At 71.0% G+C, this 12,434-nt stretch carries 13 protein-coding genes; 7 read left to right on the top strand and 6 right to left on the bottom strand.

Features of this window, described 5'->3' with window-relative positions:
* Window positions 1-71 precede the first annotated feature (71 nt).
* Both pdxR and ACWEOO_RS06960 read left to right on the top strand, forming a co-directional pair.
* Window positions 72-1,472, top strand: coding sequence for a MocR-like pyridoxine biosynthesis transcription factor PdxR (pdxR, locus tag ACWEOO_RS06965; protein WP_452142192.1), 1,401 nt, complete (start codon window positions 72-74; stop codon window positions 1,470-1,472).
* 52 nt (window positions 1,473-1,524) lie between these two features.
* Window positions 1,525-2,277, top strand: a complete 753-nt coding sequence (locus tag ACWEOO_RS06960) for a GNAT family N-acetyltransferase (protein ID WP_452142191.1) — start codon at window positions 1,525-1,527, stop codon at window positions 2,275-2,277.
* A 241-nt stretch (window positions 2,278-2,518) separates the two neighbouring features.
* Here ACWEOO_RS06960 and ACWEOO_RS06955 read toward each other — a convergent pair whose 3' ends face one another.
* The gene (locus ACWEOO_RS06955; protein WP_452142190.1) at window positions 2,519-3,469 is read right to left on the bottom strand and encodes an MBL fold metallo-hydrolase; all 951 of its coding nucleotides are present in this window, start codon (window positions 3,467-3,469) and stop codon (window positions 2,519-2,521) included.
* A gap of 109 nt (window positions 3,470-3,578) precedes the next feature.
* On the opposite strand from ACWEOO_RS06955, the gene ACWEOO_RS06950 reads away from it, so the two are divergent.
* Together ACWEOO_RS06950 and ACWEOO_RS06945 are read left to right on the top strand one after the other, a co-directional pair.
* Window positions 3,579-4,466, top strand: coding sequence for a LysR family transcriptional regulator (locus tag ACWEOO_RS06950; protein ID WP_452142189.1), 888 nt, complete (start codon window positions 3,579-3,581; stop codon window positions 4,464-4,466).
* Window positions 4,463-5,335: a serine hydrolase gene (locus ACWEOO_RS06945; protein ID WP_363708039.1), complete on the top strand. Its 873-nt coding sequence runs from the start codon at window positions 4,463-4,465 to the stop codon at window positions 5,333-5,335. The genes ACWEOO_RS06950 and ACWEOO_RS06945 overlap by 4 nt, the downstream gene beginning before the upstream one ends.
* Here ACWEOO_RS06945 and ACWEOO_RS06940 read toward each other — a convergent pair.
* Genes ACWEOO_RS06940 through ACWEOO_RS06925 form a run of 4 tightly spaced genes read right to left on the bottom strand, consistent with a single transcriptional unit; the run spans window position 5,332 to window position 7,658 of the window.
* The gene (locus ACWEOO_RS06940; protein WP_363708041.1) at window positions 5,332-5,715 is read right to left on the bottom strand and encodes a RidA family protein; all 384 of its coding nucleotides are present in this window, start codon (window positions 5,713-5,715) and stop codon (window positions 5,332-5,334) included. The two genes, ACWEOO_RS06945 and ACWEOO_RS06940, sit on opposite strands and share 4 nt — an antisense overlap.
* The gene (locus ACWEOO_RS06935; RefSeq protein WP_452142188.1) at window positions 5,712-6,182 is read right to left on the bottom strand and encodes a hypothetical protein; all 471 of its coding nucleotides are present in this window, start codon (window positions 6,180-6,182) and stop codon (window positions 5,712-5,714) included. The genes ACWEOO_RS06940 and ACWEOO_RS06935 overlap by 4 nt, the downstream gene beginning before the upstream one ends.
* A complete protein-coding gene (locus tag ACWEOO_RS06930; RefSeq protein WP_452142187.1) occupies window positions 6,179-6,946 on the bottom strand; it encodes an ABC transporter permease in 768 nt (255 codons plus the stop codon). The genes ACWEOO_RS06935 and ACWEOO_RS06930 overlap by 4 nt, the downstream gene beginning before the upstream one ends.
* On the bottom strand, window positions 6,939-7,658 hold the full coding sequence (locus tag ACWEOO_RS06925; RefSeq protein ID WP_452142186.1) for an ABC transporter ATP-binding protein: 720 nt from the start codon (window positions 7,656-7,658) through the stop codon (window positions 6,939-6,941). Before ACWEOO_RS06925 ends, ACWEOO_RS06930 begins: the two co-directional genes overlap by 8 nt.
* A 97-nt stretch (window positions 7,659-7,755) precedes the next feature.
* Here ACWEOO_RS06925 and ACWEOO_RS06920 point away from each other — a divergent pair, with 97 nt between their 5' ends.
* From ACWEOO_RS06920 to ACWEOO_RS06910, 3 genes are read left to right on the top strand one after another with little or no spacing between them, the layout of a single operon-like run.
* Window positions 7,756-8,415 (top strand): response regulator transcription factor, encoded by a 660-nt coding sequence (locus tag ACWEOO_RS06920; protein WP_359937404.1) that lies wholly within the window; start codon window positions 7,756-7,758, stop codon window positions 8,413-8,415.
* 13 nt (window positions 8,416-8,428) lie between these two features.
* Window positions 8,429-9,790 carry a sensor histidine kinase gene (locus tag ACWEOO_RS06915; RefSeq protein ID WP_452142185.1) on the top strand — a complete coding sequence of 454 codons (1,362 nt, stop codon included), beginning with the start codon at window positions 8,429-8,431 and terminating at the stop codon, window positions 9,788-9,790.
* Between the two features lie 32 nt (window positions 9,791-9,822).
* The gene (locus ACWEOO_RS06910; protein WP_452142184.1) at window positions 9,823-11,685 is read left to right on the top strand and encodes a DUF6807 family protein; all 1,863 of its coding nucleotides are present in this window, start codon (window positions 9,823-9,825) and stop codon (window positions 11,683-11,685) included.
* Here ACWEOO_RS06910 and ACWEOO_RS06905 read toward each other — a convergent pair.
* Entirely contained in the window at window positions 11,660-12,433 is a 774-nt protein-coding gene (locus tag ACWEOO_RS06905; RefSeq protein WP_355699893.1) for a thiazole synthase, read from the bottom strand. The two genes, ACWEOO_RS06910 and ACWEOO_RS06905, sit on opposite strands and share 26 nt — an antisense overlap.
* Window position 12,434: the final 1 nt, after the last annotated feature.

Here is a 12,434-nt window from a genome sequence, read left to right as displayed (position 1 = left end):
GGGGTGTTTGGTCTGTTCCACAACCCTGACAGCGCAGCGGTACGCCGATAAGGTCCAGTTCTGTGAGCCGAATGAGGACCAGTTCCGGAACCGGTGAACTCCTGGTCGAGCTGCAGCGGGACAGCGGCGTGCCGCTGCACCAGCAGCTCGAGAGCGGGATCCGGACCAGGATCCGGGCCGGCCTGCTGCGCGCCGAGACCGTGATGCCGTCCACGCGCGCCCTGGCGCAGGACCTCGGGCTGTCGCGCGGCGTGGTCGTCGAGGCCTACCAGCAACTGGTCGCCGAGGGATACCTGGTCAGCCGCGGCGGCGGGTTCACGCAGGTCGCCGACATCGCCGTCGTCTCGCCGACGGCCGCCCCGGCCGCAGTTGCCGGCCCGCCGCGGATCGACTTCCGCTACAGCCGCCCGGACGTCTCCGAATTCCCGCGCGCCGCCTGGCTCCGATCAATACGCCGGGTCCTCAACGAGACGCCGTACCGCAGCCTGGCCTACATCGACGGCCGCGGCACGATCGAGCTCCGCACCGCGCTCGCCGACTACCTGAACCGGGTCCGCGGTACGGCGGCACGCCCGGAGAACATGGTGATCTGCAACGGCTTCGCGCAGGGATCGCGGTTGCTGCTGCAGGTCCTGGCGGCGGCCGGGCGCCGGCGGCTCGCGGTCGAAGATCCGTCCGACAACGATCTCCGGGAGGTCGCGGCAGCGGCCGGCCTGGAGACGGTCGGCGTACCGGTGCTGACGTCCGGGGTCGACGTGGCGGCGCTGGAGCGGTCCGGGGCGGACGTCGTCCTGGTGACGGCGGCACACCAGTTCCCGACCGGGGCCGTGACGTCGGCGGAGACCCGGGCGGCGCTCGTGGCGTGGGCGGGGCGCGGCGACCGGTTGGTGATCGAGGACGACTACGACGCCGAGTACCGGTACGACCGGGAGCCGGTCGGTGCGATGCAAGGACTCGCGCCCGATTGCGTTGCGTACGCGGGGACGGCTTCGAAGACGCTGGCGCCGGGGCTGCGGCTGGGCTGGCTGATCCTGCCGGCGTGGCTGGTCGAGCCGATGGCCCAGGCCAAGCTGATGGACGATCGCGGGTCGCCGGTGTTCGACCAGTTGGCGTTCGCGGACTTCGTGGCGCGGGGTGAGTTCGACCGGCATCTGCGGCGGATGCGGCCGCGGTACCGGGCGCTGCGGGACACGCTGGTCGAGCGGCTGGCGGCGCGGCTGCCGGAGCTCGAGCCGGTCGGGGTCTCGGCCGGGCTGCACGTGCTGACGTGGTTGCCGCCGGACCTCGGCGAGGACGCTCTGCGGGAGGCGGCGCTGAAGCGTGAGCTCGGGGTGTACGGCCTCGCGCCGTACTGGGTTTCCGGGGCCGGCCCGGCCGGGCTGGTGTTCGGGTACGGCTCGCTGTCCCGGAAAGAAGTTGTTGAGGGCATCGATCTGCTCGCGGACGTGGTCGCGGAGATCCGCAGCCGATGAATAAGTATCCAATTCATTGCAATTCGATCCGGGCGGTTCTACTCTTGGTGGAGTGATCGCCGAAGCGCGTATGGACGCTCTGATGAACCAAGGCTGGCAGGCCGCGGACAGCACCGAGCTGGACGGCTGGCTGGTCCGGCGCAACGCCGGGGTCACCCTCCGAGCGAACTCGGTGCTGCCCGCGAGTGCGCCGTTCGACCTCGACAAGGCCTTGGAATACGTCGAGAATCTGTATGTCGCGCACGACATCAGGCCGTCGTTCCAGATCAGCCCGGCGGTCCAGCCGAGCGATCTCGACGCGCATCTCGAGGCGCGCGGCTACGAGGTCCGCAACCCGACGCTGGTGCAGTGCGCGCCGATCTCCGACGTCCTCGCGAAGCTGCCGGCACCGACGACGCCTGAGGTGAATATATCCACCGCGCCGTCCGTGCTCTGGACCGACTGCTGGTGGAGCGTCGACGGCCGTGGCGACGACACGCGAGCGGCCGCGGAGGAGATCCTGGTCCGCGGGAACGCGCTCTACGCGACGGTCGCCGACGACCGGCGGGCGCAGGCGATCGGCCGGCTCGCGCTCGTCGACGACACCGCCGGTCTCTACTGCCTCGCCGTCGACGAGGACTTCCGCCGCCGGGGACTGGCGTCCGCGGTGATCCACGGTCTGTTGCAAGCGGCAACAGACCGTGGAGCGAAGTGGGTCTGGCTGAGCGTCCTGGAGGACAACGCCCCCGCCCGAACTCTGTACAACCGCCTCGGCTTCCAGACCGTCTCGCGCTACCACTACCGCGTCCGCCCTTTGGTCGGTTGAATGCGGCTGCAGGCGCGGCGGTGACGCTCAGTTCAGTAGATGACCGGCGCCTCTGCTGTGTATGCGTCGGCAACGGAGGTCGTCCGGGGTTGGGGAGGATTTCTTCCCGATTCAGGTAGAAGATCCTCCCCAGCTCGATCGGGTAATCGCGGAGTTGCGCGTTGACGACATGTGCCGGGGTCTGGGAACAGGCAATAGCTTGTTCCTAGACCCCGGCGGGTGTTCCCAGCGCGGCAGGTTCTTAGAGGGTGATCTGCTGCAGGTGATCGAGGACGACGAACTCGGCGCCGGTCTTCTCGACCGAGGTGCGCAACGGGGTCAGGTCGGTCCACGGGACGCCGGGCTCGTCGAGCGGCTTGTCGAAGTCGTCCCAGTGCGTGGCGACGACCCTGGTGACCGGCTTGATCGTCCGCAGCAGACGGTCGGTGATCCCCGGTTCGCCGCCCGGTGCCGCGAGGACGACGTCGACCTGGAGGTCGCGCAGGGCGTTCGGGTCGAAGTTCGCCGTGCTGAGGCTGAGGATGCGCACGCCGCCGATCGTGATCACGAACGCGAGCGTGCCGCCTTCGACCAGGTCCTCGATCACGCGCGGGCGCGGCGGGACGTCGTACCGGTAGCCCGGGTACGCGTAGGTGTGCCGCTTGCCGCCGCAGGAGTGCAGCGACGGGAACACCTCGACCGTGAAGCCCTCGAACGGCAGGTACTCACCGCCCCGCACCGGTGACAGCAGCTCGTTCGGCGTCTTCATCGCCCGCAGCAGATTGGCGTGCGTCTCCGTGCAGAGCACGGTGCCTTGCGTCTTCTTTGCGACGTACGGGACGTCGGCCATGTGGTCGTAGTGGCCGTGGTGCACCAGGATCGCGTCGGCGGCGCCGAGGTGCTTGTCGATGACGTCGGGCTTGATCACCAGCTTGGACTTCGGGTCGGCGCCCTCCGGCGTGAACGTTCCGGTGTGGAACCGGGTCAGCCACGGATCGGTCAGTACGACGCTCTTGCCGCAGCGGATCTGCCACGCATGCGTCCCGAACCAGGTCAGCTCCACCGGCTCCCGCTGAGCCCGGCCCTGACCAGCCTCACCTACTTGCCCGGCTGTTGCCGCGTCGCTCCGGCCCTCCAGTCCGATCGCGCCCGCCACGCCCGCGGCTCCGGCCGCCGCCGCGCCTGCCAGCATTCCTCTCCGACTCACCTTCACGCTGTCTCCTCTCGTTTCGGTCAGTCAAGGCGAGCGCTTCGGCGATGTCGAATATGCTCTTACGCATGAGTCGATTGTCTGGAGATATCACCGCAGGTCAGTCGGGTCCATGCTGACCGAGAGACATCTGCAGATCTTCATCGCCCTCGCCGAGGAGCAGCACTTCGGCGACGCGGCGCGGGTCGTCGGCATCACCCAGCCGCCGCTGTCCCAGGGCCTGCGCCGGCTGGAGGCGCTGGTCGGCGCGAAGCTCTTCGAACGCGGTGCCGGTCAGGTCGAGCTCACCCCCGCCGGCGCCGCGCTGCTGCCGTACGCGCGACGTGCCCTGACTTCCATCGAGGAGCTGCACCAGGCGGCCGTGGCCCGCGATCCCGAGGGGCCCGAGATCCGGCTCGGTCTGGCGCCCGAGGTGCCGCCGTCGGCGGGCGCGGCGGTCGCCGCAGCCTGCGGTGCGGTCATTCCGGGCAGCCGGGTGACGGTGGTGACGGCGCCGACGAGCTCGCTGGTCAACCAGGTCGGTACGGGCCGGTTGACGCTGGCCGCCGTACTGCATCCCGCCGTGCTGGACGGTCTGGAGGCCGGCCCGGTGTCGCTGCTGCCGACCTGGGCCCTGGTGCCGGCGTCGACCGTGACTGCATCGATGGTCGGTGGCGAGGTCGTGGCCTTGCGACAGTTGAAGGGGTTGCCGGTCGCGGTCCGGCCGCGGGCCGAGGCGCCGGCGGCCCGGGACCTGTTCCTGGACACGTTGGCGTTGCACCGGCCGGACGGCGGCACGGTCGTGGTGACGGACGAGCGCGCCGGGCTGGCGATGGCGGCAGCCGGTCAGGCGATCGTGGTGACCGCCGACCCGGCCCTGATCGCACCGGGTGTCGCACGGCATCGACTGGCCGACGATCCGCTGCCGTTGCGGCTCCGGCTGGTCTGGTCGAGGACGCGTACGCCGTTCCTGCGACCGAACGACGTGATGGCGCAGCTCACGGAAGCACTGGCGGCGTGAACGCGCGGATCCGCGGCATCTTCGACGACGCCGGCGTCCGCGGCTGGCTGCATGCGGTCTCGCTCGACGACCCCGAAGCGACCGTCGAGCACGACGCCGACGTGGTCGTGCCGCTGGCCTCGGTCTACAAGCTGCCGCTGCTCGCCGGGTTCTGCAGACTGGTGGACGAGGGCGCCCTCGATCCGCGTGAGCGCGTGACACTCGAACCGTCGGAGCGGACCGCCGGACCGACCGGGCTGTCCGTGTTCGCGGACCCGGTGACGGTGTCGCTGCGCGATCTGGCGCTGTCGATGGCGACCGTCTCGGACAACGCGTCGGCCGACGCGCTGCTGGACATCGTCGGGCTGCGCCGGCTGGCCGGGATCCTGGAGTCCTTCGGCCTGCGCCACACCTGGGTCCGCCGGGGTACCGCGGGCAATCTGCGGGACCTGCAACGGCGGACCGGCGCCGACAACGCCGACGCCGCGCTCGCCGTACTCGCGGACAACGACCGCACCGATCCGGCCGGGGTGTACGAGGCGGCGAACGGGTCAGCGGCCAGCGCGCGCGACCTGACCTTCCTGCTGCGCCGGCTGTGGGCGGGGGAGTTGCTGTCGGCCGGGCAGACCGAGTTCGTCAAGGCGACGATGCATCGGCAGATCTTCCTGCACCGGCTGGCCTCCGGCTTCCCGCATGACGGCGTCCGTGTCGCGGGAAAGACCGGGACGTTCGGTGCGTTGCGGCACGAGGCCGGCGTGGTCACGCTGCCCGGCGGAGCGGCGTTCGCGATCGCCGTCCTCACGCTCGCCGCCCGCGGCGACTTCCGCCAGCCGCGCGTCGACGCCGCGATCGGCGAGGCCGCGCGGGTGGCGGTCGACCTGCTGCGCTAGACGATCGCGAAGGCCTCGATCTCGAGCAGCGCGTCCGGGCTGAACAGCGCGGCGACCTGGACCGCCGTACCCGCGGGCTTCGGCCCCGGGATGTACCGGTCGCGGACCGTGCGGACCGCGGGCAGGTAGCCGATGTCGGTCACGAAGTACGTCAGCTTGACCACGTTCTCGAAGGTGGCGCCGGCGGTTGCCAGGCAGCGCTCCAGGTTCGCGAACACCTGCTCCGCCTGGGCCCCTGGGTCCCCGATACCGACGAACTTCCCGTCCGCGTCGAGCGCGACCTGCCCGGAGATCGCCACCCACTGGCCGGCTCCGGTCACCACGTGGCTGTACCCGTTGCCTGGAGCAACACCTTCGGGCTGTGGATAGTCGAGTGTCACGTCGTCCTCCTCGTGAGTCGTCGCCCTATCCTCGCTCGGCCGGCCAGAACGACGGTACCGAGTATTGCCGGTACGGCGATCGCGACCGGCAACGCACCCGCGGTGTCCAGGGTCTGGCGGGGCGACACGGTGATGCGGACCGGCGGCCCCGCGACGAGCGGACCGGTGCGGGGGACCAGGACGACGTACACCACGATGTGGCCGGGGTTGACCGCCTGGAACTCCCAGTCCACCGGAGTTTCCGGCCCGGCGGGCACCGGTTGGGTGACGTCCTGCGTCCAGTCCTCCAGGTCGACGTACACGCCGTCGAGGCTGACCACGTTCAAGTGCGCGATCGTCGGGACGGATGACCGGACGACCGATTCGACGGTGAGCGTCTGGCCGATCTGGGCCGTCAGCTGGTCGTGGTCCATGGTGATCGTCGGGTTGGCGAGCGCGACGGTGGCGATGAGGCTCAGGAGGATCATCGTGACCCCGCGGTGAGTCGGACGAGTCGTGGCCCGGCGGCGACCACGACAACGAGGACGAGTACGGCGACCACGACCGGAGCGGCCAGGTAACTGAGGTCATGTGTCCACGGCCGACGACTGACGAGCACCTGCGAGGTGTAGTGCAGCGCCGAGCCGATCGGGTTGACCCGGGTCAGCAGCTGACCGAAGCCTGTCTTCGGCAGAGCCGGCAACTGGGTCGGGGCGAACAGCACGAGGAGCAGCAGCAATCCGCAGGCCAAGCTGGTCTTGTTGGAGTTCGTCCACCCGCTGAACAGCATTCCGACACCACCGAGACCGACGGCGACCAGCGTGCCGACGGTCAGAGCGAGCACCGCCGCCTGTGTCGCGCCGGCGACCCCGTGCCCGAGGACCCACAGATAGGGGAGTGTGACGACGAGGCAGCCCAGCCACATCGTCGACGCGGCCGCCAGTTTGCCGACGACGATCGCGCGCCGCGAGACCGGCGTGAGCAGCAGCCCTTCCAAGGTGCCGCGTTCCCGTTCGCCGCTGATCGCGTCCGCACTGGTCACGACAGTCAGCAGGACGCCCACGGCCAGCCCGACCTGCGCCGTGAGGTTGACCGCCTCACGCTGCTCGAGGAAGTTCATCGCCCGGTTGGTCGCGGCGAGGTACGTGATCGTGCTCAGCAGGACGCTGAAGCCGAACAGCAAGACCGGTCCGCGGCCGCCGATCCACAGGTCCCGGCTCTCCTGCCGGGCCACCACGCTCCACTCATTCATGACCGGTCAGCTCCAGGAAGGCGGCGCTCAGGCCTCCGGTGCCGGCGACGATCTCCGCGATCGGTCCGGCCGCCCGGAGCTTGCCCTGATCGAGGATCAGGACGCTGTCGCAGACCTGCTCGACCTCGACCAGGGTGTGCGTCGACAGCACCACGGTCACGCCGCGGTGGTCGGCGATGTCCGCGATCGTCTCGAGGATCGACCGCTGGCCGGCGGGATCGAGGCCGAGCGCCGGCTCGTCCAGGAACACGACCTCGGGATCGTTGACCAGCGCGCGGGCGATCCCGAGTCGCTGGCGCATGCCCCGGCTGTACGTCGAGATCGGCGCGTCCGCACGGTCGCCGAGGCCGCCTTCGGTCAGCAACCGATCGGCGACTGCCCGTGCGTCCCGCCGGCTCCGGCCGAACAACCGGGCCGCGTAGCGCAGGTACTCGCCGCCGGTCTGCCGGCCCGGGTAGCCCGCGCTCTCCGGCAGTACGCCGATCCGCTGCCTGATCCGGCCGGGCCGGTCGCCGGGTACGCCGGCCACGGCGAACGTCCCGCTGGTCGGCTCGAGGATTGTCGTGAGCAGCCGGATCGTGGTTGTCTTCCCGGCGCCGTTCGGCCCGAGCAGCCCGATCACCTGCCCGGCGTCCGCGGTGAAGGTCAGCCCGTCGAGCGCGGTGCGTCCGCCGTACCGCTTGGTCAGCCGGCTCGCCTCGATCGTCGCCATGGTCCGACGCTAGGCCCGCGCTGCTGAACCCTCGCTGAACCGGGTGCATTCAGCGGGGATTCAGCCACAATGAAGGAGGATCGCCTGGAGGTGGGTGATGCGCGCGCTGGTGGTAGAGGACGAGCCCCGGCTGGCCACGGGGCTGCGGAGCGGCCTGGAGGCCGAGGGGTACGCCGTCGACGTCGCACTGACCGGGACGGACGGGCTGTGGCTCGCCCGCGAGCACGGCTACGACGTCGTGGTCCTGGACCTGATGCTCCCGGAGGTCGACGGATTCGAGATCTGCGCGACCTTGCGGGCCGAGCGCGTATGGACACCGATCCTGATGCTCACGGCAAGGAACGCGGACACCGACCAGGTGCGCGCGCTCGACACCGGCGCCGACGACTACCTCACCAAGCCGTTCTCGTACGCGGTCCTGATCGCCCGGCTCCGAGCCCTGGTACGACGAGGCGCCGCAGAGCGACCGTGCCTGTTGCAGACCGGCGCGCTGCGGCTGGATCCGGCCGCCCGGAAGGCCTGGCTCGACGAGAACGAACTGGTTCTGACGGCGCGCGAGCTGTCCTTACTGGAGTTCCTGGTCCGGCGAAGCGGTCAGGTCGTGTCGAAACGGACGATTCTGGAACACGTCTGGGACGACGCGTTCGACGGTGATCCGAACATCGTCGAGGTCTACATCCGGCGGCTCCGCACCAAGCTCGGCGAGCAGTTCATCACGACCCTGCGCGGTGCCGGCTATCGCCTGGCCGAGCCGTGAGGGAGGTGCCGTCATGCGAATCCGGGTGACGCTGGCCGCGGTCCTGGTCGTCGGGTTCGCCTTGGTGGCCGGCGCGTTGGTGCTGGTCGCGCTGCTCGGCTCGGTGCTCACCGATCAGGTCTGCCGGGCCGCCCAGGACCGCGCGGCTCAGCTCGCCGCGGCCCCCGCAGTCGTGGTCGGACCCTCGTCGACCGAGATCGTGCAGGTGATCGATCGCGCCGGGCACGTGACCGGCGGCGGGTCACGGCTCGCCTCGCCGGGGACCGGGTGCGTCAGGGTCGAGCCGCCCGGCCACGGTGAGGACTTCGTGTTCGCCGCCGCCGTCGTACCGTCCGGCGGCGAGGTGGTCGTCGGCCGGCCGCTGGTGGACGTGCTCGACTCGACCCGGTTCGTACGCCGGGTGCTCGTGGTCGGCGTACCGCTGATGGCGGCGATCGTCGCGGGGGTGACCTGGGTGGTGACCGGGCGGGTGCTCGCGCCGGTGACGGCGATCCGGCGGGAGGTGGACGCCATCACCGCGACCGAGCTGCATCGGCGTGTTCCGGCGACGCGCGCCGACGAGATCGGCCGGCTGGCGAGGACGATGAACCGGATGCTCGACCGGCTCCAGCGGGGGCAGCAGTCGCAGAATCGCTTCGTGTCCGACGCCTCGCACGAGCTGCGCTCGCCGATCGCGGCGATCCGGCAGCACGCCGAGGTCGCGTTGGCGCACCCGGAGCGGACGGGGGTCGGCGAGCTCGCCGCCACGGTCCTCGCGGAGGATCTGCGGATGCAGCACCTGGTCGACGACCTGCTCCAGCTCGCCCGCTCCGACGAGCAGCGGTCCGCGCCGCCGGATCTGCCGGTGGACCTCGACGACCTGGTTCTGGCCGAGGCGAAAACGTTGCGCGCGGCAACGAGCGTGGCGGTCGACACGACCGCGGTGTCGGCCGGTCAGGTCCGCGGCGACGAGGCGCAACTGGCCCGGCTGGTACGCAACCTCGGCAGCAACGCCGCGCGGCACGCGCGCACCGGGATCAGCTTCGGCGTCGCCGAGGCGGACGGTGTCGTCGTCCTCACGGTCTCCGACGACGGCCCCGGGATCCCGGCCGCGGACCGGGAGCGTGTGTTCGAGCGCTTCGTCCGGCTGGACGCGGCGCGGACCCGCACCATCGGCGACTCGGGCGGCGCGGGCGACTTGGGCGACACGGGCGGCGCGGGCGGCGCGGGCAGTGCGGGCGGCGCGGGCGGCGCCGGTCTCGGCTTGGCGATCGCCGCCGGCATCGTCGACCGCCACCGGGGCGCCATCCGCGTCACCGGCCGGTCCACCCTCGAAGTCCGGCTGCCGGCGGTAAGCGCTTGCTCAAACTCCGGGAGATCTGCTCGAGAGGGTTGAGAAACCGGTTTCCATCGGGAGAGGATACGGGGGTGGGACGGACACCGAAGGACTCGATCACGATCGCCGACGTCGCGCGGGCGGCGGAGGTGTCGCGGGCGACCGTGTCCCGGGTGATGAACGGTCGGCTCAGTGTCGCACCTGAGATCGTCGCCCGGGTGCGCGCCGCGGCGGAGCGGCTCAACTACCGGCCGAGCGACCTGGCGCGCAGCCTGTCGCTGGGCCGGACGAACATGGTCGCGCTGGTCGTGCCGGACCTCGGCAACCCGCTGTTCCAGCAGATCCTGCGCGGGATCACGAACGCGTCCGCGGCCGCCGGCTACAAGGTGCTGGTCGCCGAGACCGCCGAGAACCCGGATGCCGAGGCGGCGATCGCGATCGAGGCCCGGCGGCGCTGCGACGCGCTGATCATGGTCTCGCCGCGGATGGACGAGGATCAGCTGCTCGAGCTGCTGCCGCAGGTGCAGCCGGTGATCCTGGTCAACCGCCAGGGCCCGGCGGAGGTGTCGTCGGTGGTGGTCGACTACGGCCGCGCCGTCCGGATCGTCGTCGATCACCTGGTCGGCCTCGGACACCGGCGGCTGGCGTTCCTGTCCGGCCCGGCCGCGAGCGCGTCCAACAGGCTGCGGTTGTGCGCGCTCGACGTCGCCGAGCGGGAGATCCCCGGTCTGGAGCTGGTCCGGCTCGAGTGCGGCTGGTCGATCGAGGACGGATACGCCGCGGTGGAGCGGGTGCTCGAGTCGCGCGCCACCGCGGTGGTCGCGTTCAACGATCTCGTCGCGTTCGGGCTGCTGGCGCGGCTCAACGAGGTCGGCGTCGCCGTACCCGTCGACCTGTCGGTGACCGGCATGGACGACATCGGGCTGGCGCGCTTCGCCGTACCGTCGCTGACGACCGTCCGGGTGCCGCAGAAGGACCTCGGCGAACTCGCGTGGCAGCGGCTGCACGCGGCGATCGCGGGGCCGTCCGGTGCGGTCGACGGCGTACCGGAGCTGCGCTTGGCGGTGCGGGCCAGCACGGGGCCGGTGCCGCAGGAGCCGCAGCCGGACGGGGACGACGCGGCCGACCGGATCACGTGGCAGCAGCAGGGCGACATCTTCGCGCTCGGGAGCTCAGCGGGGCTGCTCGCGCGGTACGAGTTCGGCCGCCGGATGCCGCAGGTGCACGCGCCACGGCCGTACCTGCATCCGGTCCGGACGCTCGGCGGGCATCCGCTGACCGAGGTCAACCCGGTGGACCACCGGCACCACTACGGACTTTCGCTGTCGGTCGCCCAGGTCAACGGCACCTCGCACTGGGGCGGACGGACCTACGTCCGCGGTCAAGGCCCGACCCTCCTCACGAACCACGGTCAGCAACGCAGCCGCGGTGTGACCGTCGACGATCGCGAGCTGGTCGACGACATCACCTGGTACGACGAGCAGGGGCGGCCGCAACTGGTCGAACGCCGGCGCCTCACCGGGGCACTCGCCTTCGGCGGCTGGCGCCTTGACTGGCACAGCGTGCTGACCGCGCGCTACGGCTCGATCCGCATCGACAGCCCGGCGACGTGTGGACGCGAGGGCGCCGGGTACGGCGGGATCTTCTGGCGCCTGCCCTCCGCCCCGACGACCGTCCTGAGCGCGGCCGGCGACGGACTCGAGGCCGCGTTCGGATCCGTCGGTCGGTGGCTCGCGTTCGTCCAGGGCGATGTCAGCTTGTTGCTGGTGCAGCCGGATCAGGTGTGGCCGTGGTTCCTGCGATCCCGTGAGTACGTCGGGGCGTGCCCGGCGCTCGCGTGGGAGCAGCCGTTGACGTTGCAGCCCAACCAGGAGCTGACGTTGTCGCTGACCGCGCTCCTGCTGGACCGGGCCGTCGACGCGGCGGAGGCTAGAACGTTGGCAGACCAGTTGTAGGCGACGACGCCAGCGCCGACTGCCAGCGCTTCGGCACGCGGCCGGCCAGCCGCGCGTTCCGGCCCGCGGAGACGGCATCGCGCATCGCGGCGGCCATCAGGGCGGGCTTCTCCGCGCGGGTCACCGGGGTCGCGAGCATCACCGCGGCACAGCCGAGCTCCATCGCGAGCGCGGCGTCACTCGCCGTACCGATGCCGGCGTCGACGATCACCGGGACGTTCGCCGCCTCGGCGATCAGCGCGATGTTGTGCGGGTTGCGGATGCCCAGCGCCGAACCGATGGGTGCGGCCAACGGCATCACGGCCGCGCACCCCGCCTGCTCCAGGCGGCGGGCCAGGATCGGGTCGTCGTTGGTGTACGGCAGCACGGTGAAACCGTCGGCCACCAAGGCGTCCACGGCGTCGAGCAGTTCCACCGGATCGGGCAGCAGCAGGTGGTCGTCGGCGACGACCTCGACCTTGATCAGGTCGGTCTCCAGCGCCTCCCGGGCGAGTTTCGCGGTCAGCACGGCCTCGGCCGCGGTGTGACAGCCGGCCGTGTTCGGCAGGACGTCGATGCCGTGCTTCTTCAGCACGTCGAGCACCGAACCCTCGTGACCGGTGCCGAGGCGGCGCATCGCGACCGTTGTCAGTTGGGTGCCGGAGGCAATCAATGCCTCCTCCATGACTTCGAGGTTGGCCGAACCGCCGGTCCCCATGATCAGCCGGGACGTGTACGTGCGGCCGCCGAGCTCCAGTGGGTCGTCCATG

The sequence above is a fragment of the Kribbella sp. NPDC004138 genome, from assembly GCF_053603655.1.
The sequence above is the reverse complement of the archived record's forward strand: the minus strand, read 5'-3'. Positions and strand labels throughout refer to the sequence as shown.